Source organism: Clostridia bacterium, from assembly GCA_016887505.1.
Taxonomy (GTDB): Bacteria; Bacillota; TC1; order TC1; family UBA5767; genus UBA5767.
The window spans coordinates 1,903,934-1,922,138 of record CP069393.1 but is presented as its reverse complement, the minus strand read 5'-3'; the positions used below and the strand labels follow the sequence as shown (position 1 = coordinate 1,922,138).

Annotated in this window: 19 protein-coding genes; all 19 read right to left on the bottom strand. The window is 43.2% G+C overall.

Going from position 1 to position 18,205, the window contains the following annotated elements:
- Positions 1 to 85: 85 nt before the first annotated feature.
- Positions 86 to 1,963 (bottom strand): selenocysteine-specific translation elongation factor, encoded by a 1,878-nt coding sequence (selB, locus tag JR334_09155; GenBank protein QRN85126.1) that lies wholly within the window; start codon positions 1,961 to 1,963, stop codon positions 86 to 88.
- On the bottom strand, positions 1,960 to 3,372 hold the full coding sequence (locus JR334_09150) for an L-seryl-tRNA(Sec) selenium transferase (protein ID QRN85125.1): 1,413 nt from the start codon (positions 3,370 to 3,372) through the stop codon (positions 1,960 to 1,962). The genes selB and JR334_09150 overlap by 4 nt, the downstream gene beginning before the upstream one ends.
- A gap of 98 nt (positions 3,373 to 3,470) precedes the next feature.
- Positions 3,471 to 3,641 (bottom strand): hypothetical protein, encoded by a 171-nt coding sequence (locus tag JR334_09145; protein QRN85124.1) that lies wholly within the window; start codon positions 3,639 to 3,641, stop codon positions 3,471 to 3,473.
- Positions 3,642 to 3,691: 50 nt separating this feature from the next.
- Complete coding sequence (locus JR334_09140; GenBank protein ID QRN85123.1) at positions 3,692 to 4,642, bottom strand: DUF4349 domain-containing protein; 951 nt, start codon at positions 4,640 to 4,642, stop codon at positions 3,692 to 3,694.
- A gap of 53 nt (positions 4,643 to 4,695) precedes the next feature.
- On the bottom strand, positions 4,696 to 6,039 hold the full coding sequence (locus JR334_09135) for an S-layer homology domain-containing protein (protein QRN85122.1): 1,344 nt from the start codon (positions 6,037 to 6,039) through the stop codon (positions 4,696 to 4,698).
- 66 nt (positions 6,040 to 6,105) lie between these two features.
- Positions 6,106 to 7,791 carry an adenine deaminase gene (ade, locus tag JR334_09130; GenBank protein QRN85121.1) on the bottom strand — a complete coding sequence of 562 codons (1,686 nt, stop codon included), beginning with the start codon at positions 7,789 to 7,791 and terminating at the stop codon, positions 6,106 to 6,108.
- A 106-nt stretch (positions 7,792 to 7,897) separates the two neighbouring features.
- Positions 7,898 to 8,329: a 3-hydroxyacyl-ACP dehydratase FabZ gene (fabZ, locus tag JR334_09125; protein ID QRN85120.1), complete on the bottom strand. Its 432-nt coding sequence runs from the start codon at positions 8,327 to 8,329 to the stop codon at positions 7,898 to 7,900.
- A complete protein-coding gene (gene fabF / locus JR334_09120; GenBank protein QRN86904.1) occupies positions 8,317 to 9,552 on the bottom strand; it encodes a beta-ketoacyl-ACP synthase II in 1,236 nt (411 codons plus the stop codon). The genes fabZ and fabF overlap by 13 nt, the downstream gene beginning before the upstream one ends.
- 22 nt (positions 9,553 to 9,574) lie before the next feature.
- Positions 9,575 to 10,309, bottom strand: a complete 735-nt coding sequence (gene fabG / locus JR334_09115; GenBank protein ID QRN85119.1) for a 3-oxoacyl-[acyl-carrier-protein] reductase — start codon at positions 10,307 to 10,309, stop codon at positions 9,575 to 9,577.
- The gene (gene fabD / locus JR334_09110) at positions 10,297 to 11,220 is read right to left on the bottom strand and encodes an ACP S-malonyltransferase (GenBank protein ID QRN85118.1); all 924 of its coding nucleotides are present in this window, start codon (positions 11,218 to 11,220) and stop codon (positions 10,297 to 10,299) included. The genes fabG and fabD overlap by 13 nt, the downstream gene beginning before the upstream one ends.
- Positions 11,213 to 12,163 (bottom strand): enoyl-[acyl-carrier-protein] reductase FabK, encoded by a 951-nt coding sequence (fabK, locus tag JR334_09105; GenBank protein QRN85117.1) that lies wholly within the window; start codon positions 12,161 to 12,163, stop codon positions 11,213 to 11,215. The genes fabD and fabK overlap by 8 nt, the downstream gene beginning before the upstream one ends.
- Position 12,164: 1 nt before the next feature.
- Positions 12,165 to 12,395 (bottom strand): acyl carrier protein, encoded by a 231-nt coding sequence (acpP, locus tag JR334_09100; protein QRN86903.1) that lies wholly within the window; start codon positions 12,393 to 12,395, stop codon positions 12,165 to 12,167.
- 69 nt (positions 12,396 to 12,464) lie between these two features.
- On the bottom strand, positions 12,465 to 13,433 hold the full coding sequence (locus tag JR334_09095; protein ID QRN85116.1) for a ketoacyl-ACP synthase III: 969 nt from the start codon (positions 13,431 to 13,433) through the stop codon (positions 12,465 to 12,467).
- Complete coding sequence (locus JR334_09090; protein ID QRN85115.1) at positions 13,420 to 14,391, bottom strand: acetyl-CoA carboxylase carboxyltransferase subunit alpha; 972 nt, start codon at positions 14,389 to 14,391, stop codon at positions 13,420 to 13,422. The genes JR334_09095 and JR334_09090 overlap by 14 nt, the downstream gene beginning before the upstream one ends.
- Positions 14,375 to 15,250 carry an acetyl-CoA carboxylase carboxyltransferase subunit beta gene (locus tag JR334_09085; GenBank protein ID QRN85114.1) on the bottom strand — a complete coding sequence of 292 codons (876 nt, stop codon included), beginning with the start codon at positions 15,248 to 15,250 and terminating at the stop codon, positions 14,375 to 14,377. The genes JR334_09090 and JR334_09085 overlap by 17 nt, the downstream gene beginning before the upstream one ends.
- Positions 15,251 to 15,252: 2 nt before the next feature.
- The gene (gene accC / locus JR334_09080) at positions 15,253 to 16,596 is read right to left on the bottom strand and encodes an acetyl-CoA carboxylase biotin carboxylase subunit (GenBank protein QRN85113.1); all 1,344 of its coding nucleotides are present in this window, start codon (positions 16,594 to 16,596) and stop codon (positions 15,253 to 15,255) included.
- A 2-nt stretch (positions 16,597 to 16,598) separates the two neighbouring features.
- Positions 16,599 to 17,030, bottom strand: a complete 432-nt coding sequence (gene accB / locus JR334_09075) for an acetyl-CoA carboxylase biotin carboxyl carrier protein (GenBank protein QRN85112.1) — start codon at positions 17,028 to 17,030, stop codon at positions 16,599 to 16,601.
- 21 nt (positions 17,031 to 17,051) lie between these two features.
- A complete protein-coding gene (locus tag JR334_09070) occupies positions 17,052 to 17,594 on the bottom strand; it encodes a biotin transporter BioY (protein ID QRN85111.1) in 543 nt (180 codons plus the stop codon).
- The gene (locus tag JR334_09065) at positions 17,578 to 18,204 is read right to left on the bottom strand and encodes a biotin--[acetyl-CoA-carboxylase] ligase (protein ID QRN85110.1); all 627 of its coding nucleotides are present in this window, start codon (positions 18,202 to 18,204) and stop codon (positions 17,578 to 17,580) included. The genes JR334_09070 and JR334_09065 overlap by 17 nt, the downstream gene beginning before the upstream one ends.
- Between the last annotated feature and the right edge of the window lies 1 nt (position 18,205).

The window sequence follows — 18,205 nt, the reverse complement described above, 5'->3', positions numbered from 1 at the left end:
TTGATTCTTACCAATATTTTATTTCTTACTTCGGTATCTCGATTGCTTACTCCTTTTTTAAAGCCACAACAAAAAGGCTCGTGAGTTATTTTCTCACGAGCACCCTTTTATCTTCAATTCTTTTCGTTACTTTCTTTTCATCAAGATGTTCCAATAATGGCAAGACGTATTTTCTTGAACTCTGCAGCAGATCCCTAGCATCTGCCAGTGTTAGTGAACCGTGTGTTTCTAAAAAATCTATTATTCTTTCCACTGCCTGCTCATATGCCTGTGCTGAAAAGACAATCTCCTCTGTGATTTTAATCAATTCCTTTTGCCCCAACAGATAGAGATAGTACTCCTTCTCATTTTTTCCATTTATCAGCTCAAGTGGATCTGGCGGTAAAAATCCTCCCTTATCGAAAGCTTCTCTCAGCCGGTCTATGGCCTTTCTTTCCTCTTGATTTGGTTGAGGCAAGAATTCTGGCGTATGCAAATAGTTTTCTTCTCCTGATAAACTACCTTCTCCCATCAGCATAGCTAATAAAGCATTGTAGGCTTTGGTGCTATATCCATCAAAGAGTCTTGAGCGAACTTCTTCCTTACTAATGCCAGGCCGAAGCGGATACTCCTCTTGATAGCTTGCAAGCAAATGGTTCAGTTCCCCTGTTTTTGCACATTTTTCCTCATAGCTTATGTACTGGTCTGAAAGTATGACAATCTTTTTTTCCTGAACTAAAGAATGAATCATATTTTTCAGTTCTTCATTGTTCAGGCTTACACCATTTTCCAATTCCTTAAGTCGACAAGCGCTGTGCTGTGTTAAAAATTGAAGCAGCAAGTCTTCCGGAGATCCCTCGAGTTTAAGTTTTAAACTTTCTATTACTTCTTTCTCAAAGCGTTTATGTTTGGGTGGATTGGGATCAATAACTTCACCACCGCCCATGGTAACTGTTGGCGAATAGGTCCGGATGACCACCCGATCCCCCCGACTTGCCACAACGGGCACCTCGCACTGCAGTTGGACTAAGGCCGTTTCACCTGGCATTAGCGTCTCCCTATCCAGCAAATAAATTCTTGCCAAAACTTCTGCTGTACCCACATGCAGGTGTACCCTCGTCCGATGGGCTGTTTCCTTTTGATTTTTCAGCAGTTTCAGTTCAATATCTAATCGGTAGCTAGGGGTAAGCATTCCTTCAGCCACCAAAATACTGCCATGCTCAATGTCCTTCACTTCCACATCTGTTACATTAATGGCCACCCTTTGTCCTGCATAGGCACTGTCCTTGTTTTCCCCATGAACCTGGATATTCCTTGCTCTAACCTTTAGTCCTTTGGGCATAATCAGCAACTGGTCACCCTGATCAATTTGTCCGCTCCACAGGGTACCCGTCACCACTGTCCCAAACCCTTTAATACTAAAGACCCGGTCAATAGGTAACTTGGGTTTTCCAGCAGAAGATTTTCGATCAATTTTCTCAATTTCCTCTTGCAAGAGTAGCTTCAATTTTTCAATATTCTCACCAGTGTAGGCGGAAACGGCAATAGAAGGAGCCGTGCTATAGCTGGTATCTGCCAAATACTCCTTAATATCCTCTTCAACCAGCTCGAGCCAATCTTCCTCTACCAAATCCTTTTTACTGATAACCACGATTGCTTGTTCCACACCCAACAACTGCAGGATATCAATATGTTCTTTGGTCTGGGGCATCAAGCCTTCATCCGCAGCAATCACTAGAAGAACCAAATCCATCCCAGCAGCGCCAGCCAACATCTGCTTCACAAATTTTTCATGTCCTGGTACATCTACCAAGCCTACTTTTTGGCCGTTATCCAACATAAACGGTGCAAATCCCAATTTTATGGAAATTCCCCGTTCTTTTTCTTCTTTTAAACGGTCCGAATCTACGCCAGTTAGGGCTCTAGTCAGTTCAGTTTTCCCGTGATCTACATGTCCTGCTGTCCCCACAATCACATAGTTCATTTTTCTTCCCCTGTTTCTTTTCTAGACGCACTCTGTATCGCTAAAACCAATTCATCCAATTCATCGTCTCCAACCGTACGCACATCCAGCACAAGTTCATTCTTGTTCTTTCTAGCCATAACAGCCGGTCTTTGTTTTCTTAATCTAATAGTCAAACTTTCCTCATCCATTCCAGGAAGGGATAAGCGAACTACCCAAGTAGGTAGCATCACGCCAGGAAGTGACCCACCACCAGCTTGTGAAGTATCTTTTTGTACCGTAAAATGTGGTCCCAAAGCTTCTTCCAACTTAGCGCAAAGCATTTCTGCCCTATTTTTAAGTATTTCTGACGTCTCGGTCAGCTTATTCAAAGTAGGATTATCCCGTTTAACCCGCTCCATATCTAGATATTCTCGCAAAGTAGCTTCCAAGGCAGCAATCGTCATCTTGTCTATTCGCAAAGCCCGATTGAGCTGATTCATCTTCATCTTTTCGATATAACACTTTTTACCGATGATGATGCCTGCCTGTGGTCCTCCCAGCAATTTATCACCACTGAAACTTATCACATCCATTCCAGAAGCAACTACATCCTGCACCCGCGGCTCGTCGGTTATGCCTTCGTCTTGCAAATCTGCTAAAAATCCACTTCCCAAATCTTCATAGGCCACTAGATTATGTTCTGTAGCGAGCTGCATCAGTTCAGTACGCTCCACACTTTTTGCAAATCCAGTAATTCGATAATTAGAAGTATGTACTTTAAGAATCACCTTGGTATTGTCATTGATGGCCCGCTCGTAATCAAAAAGATGTGTCTTATTGGTTGTGCCGACTTCAACTAGTCTCGTTCCACCTAGTTTCATTACCTCAGGCACTCTAAATGAACCCCCAATCTCCACCATTTCGCCACGTGATAGGAGGGTCTCCCCTCCCTTCGCCAGGGTATCCAACACTAGTAGTACTGCTGCTGCATTATTATTGACTACCAATGCATCCTCGCATCCGGTAATTTCCTTAATTAGTTCAACCACGTGCGCGTAGCGAGAGCCACGTTTTCCTGTTTCCAAATTAAGCTCAAGATTATTATAATACCGAATGGACTGGCTTACGGCTTGTACGGCTTTCTCGGACAAAACCGCCCGCCCCATATTGGTATGCAGAACGATTCCTGTGGCATTGATTATTCGTCTGAAATTCATCATACGGCTTTTCTCCAAAGACTTCTTGGTCCGGAGTTCTGTCTCGATTTCAAGATTCTCAATCTCTTTTCCACTCAAGATATCCTGACGCAAACTGTCGATTGACCCTCTGACCGTAGCCGACACCAAATCTCTACCATATGTTTTTATCCATGCTTCCACCTCAGGCTTCAATAAAATCGCATCCACCTTAGGCAACTTTCTCAATTTTTCTTTCATCGTTCGTGCCATCCTTTCCCTACCAATATAGTAGGAAGCCAATCTAAGGTCAACCATATTTCCAAGTTTTTCCTGCCAAAAAAGAGCCCTTAACAGGCTCTTTTAATAACTTATTTATCAAGCAATTGCTTTAGGCCAAGCAAAATAAGTATCACTGGCCAAAATTTCCACAAATCTCGCCAAAAATCCCATGGTATGATATTGAAATTGCTCGACAGGAAAATCAAACCGGCCAATATCAGCAGAATCCCGCCGAATACATTACTTTTCTTATTTGACATAGTTTCCTCCTGAATACATCTTTTTTATCAGTGTATCACAATTTGGTAAATTATGCCTGGTCGTTTTTGTCCGATTCCTTGCTCTGTTTTTCAACTTTACGCGGTTTGTCCTTGCTCTTTTTGCGCAAGCGCTTTCCAAGAACAAAGGCCAGCCAGGCTATTAGAGCTATAGAAATAAGGAAAGGTAACATATAAGCCAGTTGGACAAACAAGTCACCGATAAAAACAAAAAATCCGTAGACGCCTCTACTAAAAGCAGACCCCATCTCTTTAAATACCTGTCCTAGGCTTAAGCCTTCAAACTCGGCTGTTTTAATCCGTTCTTCATCTAAAGTTAAATAGAGGCTCGCATAGCTTACCCGGTTATTCAGATAACGGAACTGACCTTCCAAAGATTCAATTTCACCTCTTAGGCGTGCCAGTTCGCTTTCCACCGCTAGCATATCCTCCACCGTATCCGCCTGGTCGAAAATTGCCACAAAGCGTTCTTCTTCTGACTTAAGATTCTTAAGTCTAGCCTCCAAGTCAATATACTGTTGAGTTACATCTTGTACATTGGTGCTTGAGTTGTCTACCTTGCCTAGTCCCTCAACTTCGCCTACCAAAAAGTCAAACGATTCTCCAGGAACTCGAATATTCATATCGATAGAATAGTATTCCTGACCATCGTAGTATTGTGAGTACTTAGAGGTTCCTGCTACGTATCCCCCTAGAGCCACAACTCGCTCTTCGATTAATCGAGCTGCCTCGACTGAATCAGATACGGTAACCCGCATGTTTCCTTCTTTGATGAGTTTCTGATCTGTCACCGTTTCCTGCGTTTCGTCAAAGCCTACTTCATCGCCAAATTCAACACCATCCGCTATCGGTGCTTCCATCGGTGCTTCCATGGCTGCTTCTTGCTCATCAGCCACATTGGAATCATATGAATTTCCGCTTGTCGAACTACAACCTGTTAGTAGCAAAATGGCTATCAGTAATCCTATGCAAAGTTTCTTCATCGCTTCCACCTCCGTTATACAGACGAGCTCCTCCAACTAAAAGTTTCATCTAATTATTGTTCTTTACCCTTAACCACCACAATATTCAGAAATGCCCTTCCTTTTCGAGATTTTTTTAAGTGGGCATGTTCAACTCCGTCAAGCTGCTTATTCTGCTCATCATCTTTAATTTGGTAAAGCTCCACATGAGCCCGGCCTTCCTCAAGCCCTTCAATACGAACCTTGCCCTTTCGCTCATATACATCGACAATCTGGGGTTGAGGATTTACTACTCCAATCTTTTCCCAAGTCTCAGCTTGCTCCACATACACATATTTTCCCACACCTTGAGAAATAAATACGGTTCTAGTACGGTCCTTCGATTGATAGATTATCATCCCAATCAAAAAGCAGACAAAACCGATGCTAAACCAAAATACCTCCGGAGGGGTACTCGATGGTTGATTGTCAATTTTTTCCTCTTGGACTACTAGATTAAGCGGTGTGCCTTGTAGAAAGTTTCCGATACTCGATTTGCTATCACGCACCACTTCTACTGTTCCATATGGATTTCTGGTCTCAAGCAAAGCAATTCGTGAATTTTTAAGTTCAATGCTCATATCGCCAACACCAAGCACCACCAATTTTCCATCCAGTTGCACCTTATTTAAAGTAAGCTTCGTTCCTGCAGAGGGAAGCACATAGATATCTTTGGTACCTGTTATACGTTGTATCAATGTCTCTGGACTGTATACCGAAATATTTTCTTCAACCTGGGTTGTTTCCAATGCATTTCCAAAGCTGGTTTCATCCATTAGTCTTGTACCGGTAGCAATATCCAATAAGGTCACTGCTTGTGCACGGCTTACTTCTTTTTGCGGTTCCAGTTCATTGTTTGTATTAAGCGGAAACCATCCAGCAGAAACGGCATACCGTACTTGAGGCTCATAGGACGTATTGAGTTTATCCCCATCTTGGATTAAGAGTACCGGTTCTTCCGTAACCCTACCTCTAAGAGCCAAAACTACCGTATTAAGAGCTTCTTCTCTAGTAATCTGTTCATTTGGATAAACCATATTATCTTCATCGCCTGTGACTAGTCCAGCCTCCTTCGCAATTAAAAAATCCTCATAATAACTGCTATCTGATGCTACATCTTCAAAACCATCAGCAGAAAGTCGGAAATAGCCTAAATACTGTATGAGTAATCGTACCCATTCCTGTCTAGTAATCGCCTCATCTGGGTAAAAGTTCCCATCTGAAAGCTCTATTAGCCCTTGGTCCACGCCTTCTTGGATTGCCTGAGAAGAAGAGTGCGTCTGATAATCTTCTGCCATAGCCGTACTCGCCAGTACACATTGCAGCAACACCATAATGGTTAGTAGCCCGATTGTTGTTGTTTTTTTGATGAAATGCATCGTTCCGTATGGTCTCCTTTTCCTTTTTTCTTGCTCATCCAAGTATAATACAAAACTCAAGGATATTTACTGAATATTATCGATATAGTCGAATATAGTAACATCAAAAAGCCCCCGGTCCGTAATACGGATTTCAGGAAGAACCGGCAAGGCAAGAAAAGATAGGGTCATGAAAGGATCAAAATCCTGGCTTTGTCCAAACTTTTGCAATTCGCTTTTAAGCTTCAAAAGCGCCAATTTTACTTCGATATAAGGCCTATTGCTAAGAAGACCTGCTATCGGCAAGGCCAGTGAAGCCCGTATTTCACCACCTGCTGATAAGACCAGGCCCCCGCCCAATTTTCTAGTTTCCTCAATGGCAAGTAACATATCCTCATCATTGTCTCCGACCACAATCAAGTTATGTGAATCATGAGCTACCGTTGAAGCAATAGCAGCACCTTTAAAATCGAATCCCTTCACCAAGCCAAGTCCTATGTTACCAGAACCATGGTGCCTCTCAATTACCGCAATCTTTTTTAGCTGCCTTGCTTCCTCGTACGATACAACTTTTTTTCTAGTCATGATTTCGCCAGGAATCAATTCAATCGCCATATTCCGCTTGCCTAATTTTAACAGTAAATCCTGTGGCTTTATGCTTGGAAAATTAAGTCCCTTGATCAATCGCTCCGGTATATCTCCTTGCTTATGGCTTCCAAGGTATTCTCCATCTTTTGCGACTAGGCATCCATCCTTATATACCGAAGAGACTTCAAATTGTTGTAGGTCCTTCAGAATCAGTAGATCTGCTTTTTTGCCTGGCGCGATAGCACCACGGTCTTTTAATCCAAAAAATTGTGCCGTATTCAAGCTAGACATCCGTATGGCCATGATAGGGTCCATACCTTTTTCGATGGATCTACGCACCAAATAGTCTATGTGTCCCTGGCTTTCAATATGATCCGGATGTCGGTCATCTGTGCAAAACATGCACCGAGATCTACTATATTCATCTACCACCGGTAACAAGGCTTCCAAATTTCTTGCTGCTGTTCCCTCTCGAATCATCAAGGCCAAGCCGGCTTGCAAAGTGGCTCTGGCCTGTTTTGGGGAGGTGCATTCGTGGTTGGCTTCAATCCCACTCATTGCATAGGCGTTCAAGCCCTTTAAATCATCGGGTTCAATATGCCCATCGATAATCTTGCCCTGTTTTTTAGCGAGCTCGAGCTTTTTATGAACCTGGTCATCTCCAAAGATAACACCGGGATAGTTCATCATTTCGCCCAAGCCCAGCACCCCAGGATGCTGCATATACTTTTCAAGATCCTCAGCCGTAAGTTCTGCACCTGAAGTTTCAATGGATGTCGCAGGAACACAGGATGGTAACATTACAAAAAGATCTAAATCAAGATATGGGTTGCTTTCAAGCAAATACTCTATTCCATCAGTCCCACAAACATTGGCTATTTCATGGGGATCTGCCATTACTGTAACGGTTCCTTTGGGCAGTACTAGTTCTGAAAAACGTTCCGGAGTCAACATCGAACTTTCTAGGTGCATATGCGCATCGATAAGACCAGGGATCAGCCATTTCCCCTGCAAATCAACCGTACTTATCCCCTCATAGTCACCAAACCCAACTAGTATTCCCTGATGAACTGCAAGAGGCTTTGTAACCCAACATCCGTTATAGATATCTAGTATCTTTCCGTTCATGAATACAAGATCCGCCGGCATATCGCCTCTGGCTACAGCCAATCTTTCTTTATTCATTGCTTCCCTTCTTTCTACCCGTCTTTCTTTTCTTTATTGCACAAACTCCTTAAAACTCCTTCAATAAAAATAATAGACTCGGATGAGTCTATTATTAATTCGTCAATTATTCTACAGCAAAGGTAAGCTCTGCTTCGGCTGCTATTTCTTCATTTACATAGGCAACTGCACTCCCGATACCGACCGGCCCCTTCATCCTAGTAATTTCAACTACGAGCTTAAGAGTATCACCAGGAACCACTTTGCGGCGAAAACGCGCTTTCTTAATTCCCCCAAAGTACGCTGTTTTGCCTTTGTTTTCTTTGAGCGAAAGAATGGCAACTGCGCCCGTCTGCGCTAGAGCCTCGATAATGAGTACTCCTGGCATAACTGGATTTCCAGGAAAATGTCCAGTGAAAAAATATTCATTCATCGTTACGTTCTTAATGGCGGTCGCACTACGACCTTCTTCCATTTCTTCAATCCGATCGATCAAGAGAAATGGTGGACGGTGAGGCAAAATAGTCATAATTTCTACGATATCCATTATGCTTCCCACCTTTTCATAAGCAAAACGCTATTGTGTCCACCGAAACCGAGTGAATTACTCATGGCGTATTTAATATTTTTTCTTCTCGCTTCATGCGCCACGATATCTAGATTACATTCCGGGTCTTGTTCTCTAACACCGATGGTCGGAGGTACAATCCCCGTCTCAAGCGCTTTAATACAAGCAATCGCTTCCACTGCGCCTGCTGCACCAAGCAAATGGCCGGTCATAGATTTGGTAGAACTAACCATAAGCTCCTTGGTCGCCTCACCAAATAAGGCCTGAATGGCTCGAGACTCAATTACATCATTAAAAGGGGTACTCGTACCATGCGCATTGATATAGTCAACATCTTCTTTATCTATGCCCCCTTCTTCAATTGCCTGTTTCATAGCCAAGCTTGCCCCACGCCCAGTCGTCTCTGGTGCCGTAATATGGTAAGCATCACAAGTACTACTATAACCACATATCTCACCAAAAATTTTTGCACCTCGTTTTTTAGCGTGCTCCAACTCTTCCAAAACTAGAATGCCAGCACCCTCGCCCATCACGAAACCAGACCGATTCTTGTCAAAGGGAATCGAAGCACAAGTTGGGTCATCTGAGTCACTTAGTGCACTCATTGAGGCGAATCCTCCTATTCCCAGAGGACAAAGGCTGGCTTCTGTTCCGCCGGCCAACATGATATCCGCCATATCAAATTTAATCTTATGGAAGGCCTCCCCTATAGCATTGGTAGAACTAGCACATGCCGTTACCAAGGTCATATTGGGTCCTTTTAAGTTTAATTCGATGGCTACGTTGCCTCCGGGCATGTTACCAATGGCTGCCGGGACAAAAAAAGGTGAAATTCTACTCGGACCCTTTGCCATCAGTTTTTCCTGTTCAGTCGTTATGGTTAAAAGACCACCTATGCCATTTCCAATCATTACACCCGCACGGTCCGGATCATAATTATCTTTTGTTAAACCAGCCATCGCAAATGCTTCTATTGAGGCTGTCGTGGCAAATTGAGATATACGGTCCATACGTTTACTTTTTTTCTTATCCAGTGTCTCGAGGGGATCATAATCGATAATCTCTCCTGCAATCTTAATGGGAAAGTCTGTGGTATCGAATGACTGAATTTTCTTAATACCCAAACGTCCTTCTGTAAGTCCCTGCCAGAATGAGTCTGCGGTAAGCCCAATTGGGGTTACTGCGCCTAATCCTGTCACTACTACTCTTCTCATTTCTTTCATAAAATTACCCTTTCTAAAGAGACATGCCTCCGTCAATCACGATTGTCTGACCTGTGATATAGCCACTTTCTTCTTTGGCCAGATATGCAACCAATTCCCCTATCTCCTCTGGCTTTCCAAATCGTTTCAAGGGAATCTGTTCCAAAATGCTATCTTGTACCGAATCCGAGAGAGCTTGGGTCATCTCTGTTTCGATAAAGCCCGGCGCTATGGCATTAACCGTAATATTTCTAGCGCTTAGCTCTTTGGCTAAGGTTTTCGTCATGCCAAATATAGCTGCTTTTGAAGCGCTATAGGCCATTTGCCCTACATTGCCTGTCAATCCAACCACAGAGGAAATATTAATAATACGACCCCAACGTTTCTTGGTCATCTTTTTTGTGACCGCCTGGGCACAGAAAAATGCACCCATGAGATTGACGTCCAAAATATCACGTAAATCCTGTTCTTTCGTTCTTAAAAATAGATTATCTTTATTAATACCAGCATTGTTAACCAGCACTTCCACTGGTCCCCAAGCTTCTTCAATTTCAGAAACCATCCTAGTAACATCGGATGAATCTGCTACATTTCCTTTAAGAGCCAATGCTTCTTGTCCAAACGTCTCAAGCTCCTGCTTTACAGCAAACGCTTCCTCTTTTCGACTTCGATAGTTTATGGCTACACGAAAACCTTCTTTGGCTAATGACTTAGCAATTGCTTTACCAATGCCTCGTGAGCCTCCCGTTACAAACGCTATTTTTTCCATATTTCTTCAACCTTCTTACTATTTTCAACCGTGTCTGCACTTAGAATTTTTACTTTTTTCACACTCCGTTTAATAAAACCCTTAAGACTCGAGCCAGGACCAAGCTCAATAAACGTGTCCACATCCATTTCTGCCATTTTTTCTAGGGTACTCTGAAATAGCACAGGACTCATTACCTGTTGTCTGAGAAGATCCTTAATAGCAGAAGGCTTTGACTCCTGATTTGCAGTTACATTAAAAATAACTGGAATAGACGGTTCTTTTATTTCAATTTTATCTAGTTCCTTCTTCAAGGAATCTGCTGCTGGCTCCAGTAATTTTGTGTGAAATGGCGCACTCAATGGAAGATCCACACACATTTTCGCGCCTTGTTCTTTTGCTTTTTCTGAAACAGCCTGCACCGACTCCTTCTTACCAGAAATAACGATCTGTCCGGGACAATTGAAATTAGCCATCCAGACTTCTCCGCCGACCTCCGCTATGATACCACCTAATTCTTTTTGATCCAGTCCTACAATTGCACACATGCCACCAACTCCTGCCGGTACAGCTTGTTGCATAAATAATCCACGTTTTCTTACCAAGGGAAGGGCTTGACTCAAGTTCAAACATCCCGCTGCAACAAGAGCACTATATTCCCCTAGACTGAGTCCTGCCGTTATATCGAACTCTAATCCGCGCGCTTCTAAAACTCTAAGGATTGCTATACTAGTCGTTAAAATGGCCGGCTGTGTGAATTCAGTTAGGTTGATCTGCTCACCGCTACTTATCAGTTCTTGCATAGAATAACCCATCAAATCGGAAGCCTCGTCAAAAACTTCCCTCGCTTCCGAATAGTCATGGTAGAAGTCCATTCCCATGTCAGTATACTGTGCACCTTGTCCTGGGAACAGAAGTGCCGTTTTACCCATGGTTAACCTCCTTGTATTTAGCCAAAAATAATTCTTCCGCGCCAATATATAAATCCTGAATAATTTCCTTACAACTTTGTTCTTCACAGAGCAAACCAGCAATCTGACCAGACATGAAGGATCCTCTTTTCGTATCACCTTCGTGGGCAGCCAAATTCAAGGTGCCTGCACCAAGTGCTTCAAGCTCTTGTGCAGTACAACCAGCTCGTTCCTTTTTAATGAATTCACGCGCCAAAGCATTTTTCAACACACGTACAGGATGTCCCGTAGGGCGTCCCGTCACCAAGGTATCAATATCCTTCGCCTTCATTATCTTTTCCTTATAGTTCGGATGTACTTGGCACTCGTGGGCCAAAAGAAATCTAGTTCCCACCTGTACTCCCTCCGCACCTAGCATCCAAGCTGCCAATACACCTCTAGCATCCCCGATACCTCCAGCTGCAAATACAGGAATGTCTACTGCATCCACAATTTGGGGAATTAAGGCCATAGTAGCAATCTCTCCAATATGTCCTCCTGCTTCTGTTCCTTCTGCTATGAGTGCATCCGCACCAGACTTCTCCATTCGTTTTGCTAAGGCTGTTGAAGGGACTACTGGCATTATTTTTTTACCAGATTTTTTCCAGGCATCCATATATTTACCAGGATTGCCAGCACCGGTAATGATGAATTCAATATCTTCTTCTACTAGCCCAAGCGCAACCTCTTCAGCGTATGGACTTAGCAGCATCACATTAACACAAAGTGGTTTTTTGGTTATCTGCCGGGCTTTTCTTATCTCTTCCTTCACCCATGAGAACGGCGCATTGCCAGCAGCAATGACGCCCAATCCTCCAGCCTCACTGACAGCTGCTGCTAGTGTAGATTCTGAGATCCACGCCATAGCCCCTTGGATTATGGGATACTCCGTCTGCAAGACTTCTTTTCCACGCTGAAAAATCATGCTATCCTCTTTTCTTTTTGATGAATTCCACAATACCTTCTACGGTAGTAACACTCTGAATCTCATCGTTTTCTATCTCTAAATCAAATTCATCTTCTAGGCTCATTACCAACTGAACCATATCCAAAGAATCAGCACCCAAATCTTCACGGATATCGCTATCATCTTTGATCTCATCCAATTCCAAACTCAGTTCTTCTGCCAATATTTCTTTAACTCTTTCAATCATGATTCTCACTCTCCTAAGCGCACTTAGGCCTTTCTTTTTAGTTTATTGTATTGCCCCGTAGGGATAAATCACTTAAATACGGATTAAGGCACTGCCCCAGGTTAATCCACCACCGAAACCTGTACAACAGATTAACATGCCTTTTTTTAGTAATCCTTCTTGCTTCATATCTGCTAGGGCTATCGGAATACTCGCAGCAGAAGTGTTGCCTCTTTTGTTCAGATTAACATAAAAACGGTCTACATCCACTTTAAAACGAGAGGCCGCATAATCAATAATGCGAATGTTCGCTTGATGGGGAACGAAAACATCTATATCCTCTAAACTATACCCGCTTCCTTCCAACACCTTTTTGACACTTTTCCCAAAAATTTTAGTGGAAAAACGAAATACCGTCTGCCCATCCATTGTCATAATACTTTCTTTTTCTTCACCTTGGATAAAATAATTTTTATTTTCGAGTGCTGGTGTTCTCAGTATCTCTCCGGTCTCACCTTTGGCCCCCAATTCAGTGGCTACTATACCTTCTTTTTCCGAAGCAGTTAGAACTACTGCACCTGCTCCATCTGCAAAAATGACACAGGTAGAACGGTCTTCCCAATCCACGGTCTTTGTCAATACCTCCGCTCCCACTACCAAGATGGTTTTCATCTGTTCCGTCTTAATAAACTGGTCAGCGACAGTTATAGCATAGATGAATCCACTACAAGCAGCCGATACATCTAACGCAGCCGCATTGACTGCTCCTAGTGCGTGCTGTACCTTACAAGCTGTACTAGGCATGAAATCGTCTGGCGTCATGGTGGCAACAAGGATCATATCCACCTCTTCTGGCCCCATGCCAGCATCATCCAAGGCCTTTCTTCCCGCCTCAATGGCTAAAGAAGTCGTCGTTTCTTTGGTTGCAATATGTCGGTTTTCGATACCGGTCATTTCACGAATCCACTGGTCACTAGTATCTACAATTTCTTCTAGCATCTTGTTGGATACCACCATTTCCGGCAGTGCTTTTGCGATACCTACTATTCTAGCATTCTTCATTTTGTATATCCTCTTGGAAGCTTCCAAATACCCGGAAGCGTTGATACCTGCCCTCTATTAGCTCATTTTTATCTAGCTTATCCAATTGTGTCAGAGTTTCTTTAATCTGCTTTTCTACCTTTTCAAACACCATTTTTTTATCCTTCTGCGCACCGCCCAGGGGTTCTTCGATGATTCCATCGATGATTCCCAATTCCAATAAATCCTCTGCTGTAATTTTCATCACTTGGGCAGCTTTTCTTGCTAATCCTGCATCCTTCCATAGAATGCTCGCAAATCCCTCTGGGGACAGGATGGAATATATGGCATTTTCCAGCATAAACACTTGGTCTGCCACAGCCAGTCCCAGCGCACCACCACTTCCACCTTCGCCGATCACCGTACTTATTATGGGTATTCTTAGACGGCTCATCTCCATAAGGTTTCTAGCAATCGCCTCACCCTGTCCTCGTTCTTCCGCACCCAATCCGCAAAAGGCTCCTGGCGTATCTACAAATAAAATCACCGGACGATTAAATTTCTCTGCCTGCTTCATAAGTCGAAGGGCCTTCCTATATCCTTCCGGTAAAGTCATACCAAAGTTTCTAGCAATGCTTTCTTGGGTATCCCTGCCCTTTTGCTGTCCAATAACGGTAACGGCCCTGCCTTCTAAAAAAGCAATGCCGCCTACGATAGAAGAATCATCCCCAAAAGCACGGTCTCCGTGCAGTTCAATGAAATCGTCAAAAATATATTCAATGTATTCTAATGTCGTCGGTCTTCCTCTAAGTCTAGCTAGCGTTACCCTATCCCATGCTTCCAGGGATTTGAAGTTTTGAACTCTCAGGGCTGCTAATTTTTTCCGGAGCCGTAACACTTCACGACTAAGGTCGAGTCCTTGTTCCTTCGAAAATAAGGCCAAAGAAGCAATTTTCTTTTCCAGTTCTTCAATATTCTTTTCCTTATCCAATGTGCTCATTCGCTTCACCTCCATGCATGCGCAGGAGAGTTCCCAGCGTTTTTTTCATATCACTCCGATTGACAATAGCATCTACAAAGCCCTTTTCCAGCTGAAACTCAGCTGACTGAAAACCTTCTGGGAGCTTTTGCTTGATGGTCTGCTCGATGACCCTAGGCCCGGCAAAGCCGATTAAGGCATTCGGTTCCGCAAGTATAACATCTCCCAACATAGCAAAGCTTGCTGTCACTCCACCCGTAGTGGGATGTGTCAAAACTACGAAAAATGGGATCTTCTCTGTCTCAAGTCTCCCCAAGGCAGCACTAGTCTTTGCCATCTGCATTAGGGATATGATGCCTTCTTGCATCCTAGCGCCTCCAGATGCTGTAAACAAAATTAGTGGCAGCCTTTCAGATAGAGCTAGTTCTGCAGCCCGAGTAATTTTTTCTCCTACCACACTGCCCATAGAACCCATCATAAAACGACTGTCCATTACCCCAAGCACGGTCTGAAAACCATCCATTTTCCCTTTTGCAATGATGACGGCCTCCCTTAATCCGCTTTTATCCTGGTAGGCAGCAATCTTCTCTTCATATTCTGGAAAATCGAGTGGATTTTTAGTCCTGATATCTGCAAACATCTCTTGATATTGGCCATCATCAAACAGATTCTCCAATCTCTGGTCACTAGCGATAGGCATATGTGTGTTGCATTTTTTGCATACCATCAAATTCTTCTTAATTTCTTCTTCGAGAAAAATTTCTCCACAACCCGTACATTTTATACAACAATCTGGAATTTCTTCCATCTTTTTCTGCTTAGGCTGTACCTTGTTTCCATCTACTAAAAAGTATTGTTTTTGAAAACTCTTTCTTAACATATTTATTCACTCCAATTCTGTTCCCCAATCCATCCCGTATGGATGTTATTCTTGATAAAGTCTGGATTGGTCACCAACTTCAATTGGAATTCGATGTTGGTGTCGACTCCTTCTACGATGAACTCTGCCAAAGCCCGTTGCATACGCTTGATTGCTTCCTGGCGGTCTTTTCCGTGTACAATCACTTTTGCTAGCAATGAATCAAATCTAGAAGGTATTACGACTCCTTGGTAAATTGCCCCATCTATGCGCACACCATACCCACCCGGGAGATGTAATGTATCTATGGTTCCTGGTGAAGGCATGAAATTCAGTTTGGGATTTTCAGCATTGATACGGCACTCAATCGCATGACCCCTAATACAAATATCCTCTTGCTTTACACTGAGTCTCTCTCCTGCAGCAATACGAATCTGCCAAGCAATAATATCTATTGAAGAAACTATTTCGGAGACAGGGTGCTCCACCTGAACGCGAGTATTCATTTCGATGAAATAAAAGTTTTCACCGTCGAAAATAAACTCTAATGTACCAGCACTTTGGTATCGGACCGAGGCAGCAGCCTTGACGCTAACCTCATGGAGAGCGCTTCGTTGCTCATCACTTAAACAAGCGGCCGGCGCTTCTTCCAGCACCTTTTGATTTCTGCGTTGCAAGGAGCAGTCTCGTTCTCCTAAATGGATAACATTTCCATAGGCATCTGCTAAAATCTGCACCTCGATATGCCTAGGGTTGGTGATGAATTTTTCAACGTATACCCCGCCATTGCCGAAGGCTATTTCCGCTTCACTCTTAGCAGCATGATAGGCATCCTTGAATTCTTCTTTGGTGTTGGCAATACGCATACCACGACCGCCGCCACCACTTGAAGCCTTTATCAGCACAGGAAATCCAATCTCCCTTGCAATCTCAATACCTTCTTCAAAGGTTTCAATCTCTTCTTTGCTTCCTGGCACCACTGGCACATTTGCTTGCATCATGGCTTGTCTCGCATTGGATTTATCTCCCATTCGATCAATGATATCCGCCTTGGGTCCAATGAATACAATACCGCAATCTTCAAGCGTTTTGGCAAAACTGGCATTTTCTGATAAAAATCCATATCCTGGATGCACCGCTTCAGCACCAGTTATTCGTGCTGCACTAATAATATTCGGAATATTCAAATAACTGTTACGTACATCACCCTTACCGACGCAAACAACTTCATCTGCAAGTTGGGTGTGTAATGCTTCACGATCTTCTTCTGCATAAACAGCTACCGTCTTGATACCCAGTTCTCGACAGCAACGAATGATCCGGACTGCAATTTCTCCACGATTTGCTACTAATATTTTATTAAACATGGTTAGGACCTTGGATCTATGGCTATAATTTTCTGGCCATGTTCAATTCCATCTTCGTTTTCTACCAAGATGGCCTTTACGACACCATCCATCTCCGCCTTGATTTCATTCATCAGTTTCATCGCTTCAATAATACAGACCACCTCTCCGGCCTTCACATGGTCCCCTACTTGAACAAAATCAGGTTCCCCAGGTGCAGGCGCAGCATAATAGGTTCCTACTATTGGAGAGGTCACATACACGAGATTTGAATCCTCTTCTTCGGCAGGAACAATTTTTTGGATTGGTGTTTCTAAAACGGTCGGTGGCTTACTATAGGCCACCGCTTGATTTTTGCTAAGAACTAGTTTGAAGTCATTTTCTTGAATCTCCAAACGGTCCATCGTACTTTCTTCCAAGGCAGCCATTAGCTGCTTAATTTCTTTAATATTCATATAATCCCTTTCCTTTATGAATCATTCTCCGAGCAAGGCATTGGTACGTTTTAATTTCAAATAAAGCAAAACGCCAAGCATGCCGGTTACAAAGTCTTTTGCGACAAAGGGAATAGCGCCCAAACTAAGCGCTTGGTAAATATCGATGGGTGATTCTTGAATAAAACGAATAACAAAAAATAAATAGGTAACACCAAATAAATAAATAATGAATAAAGCCATCACAACAATCAAGAAACCACGTTTCATCGAAATAATTTGTTCGCCCATCTTGCCTATAGCCATTGCCGCAAATACAAAGCCAATAATATAGCCAAAGTTTGGAGAAACTACATAACCTAGTCCACCTCCTGTCGAAAATACTGGGAGCCCAATCAACCCTAGTACCATATAAGCCAGCATTGCTAGCCCACCCCATTTGGCTCCTAAGAGTAGAGCACCCACAATGCATACTGTCGTTTGCAGCGTCATCGGGATCGTTCCTATGGGAATCTTAAGGTGCGCACTGACAGCCATCAAAGCAATGACAATAGACGAACGCGTAAGTTTATTCAGTTGTCTCATACATCCTCCTTACATGTTTTTCTGCTTTCTCCTTTCCGATGGTTACTTGCCCCAAAAAGGAAATCATCAGGGCAAAACGATCTTCGACACCTTGCATTCTTCTTTTCTTGATACAAGCGAGGAGTGGTTCCACTTGCATCAAAGGCTCTAACCTCATCCCGGTAGCTTCTAAAACGGAAGTCGCAAGGTAATCTTTTTTGGCAAACGTTTCTTTTGCTTGTAAAAAATTAATACCCATCCCAAGCATCAGGTGGTCTTCACCGTTTTCTACAAATCGTTCCGCCAGCAGTCCACCTACCTTTCTTCCTTGAAGTAAGATGTCATTGGGCCATTTGAGATTTGTCTGTATGCCAAGGGATGAAAAATAATCCTGTATGCCCAAGGCGGCGAAAACACTAACCCAGATGTCTTGGGTCAAATCTTTCGACAAGCCCATATACCAGGTGCAATACAAGCCCCCTTTTTCAGAATCCCAATGATGGTTTTTAGTCCCTCTTCCTGCTGTCTGTCTCTCACTAATAATCAAATGTTCTCGGCTGTTGCCGTTTTTGATTCCTCTTCTGCATGCAGCATTGGTGGAATCAACCGTTTCCAAAACAATTTTCTCCACG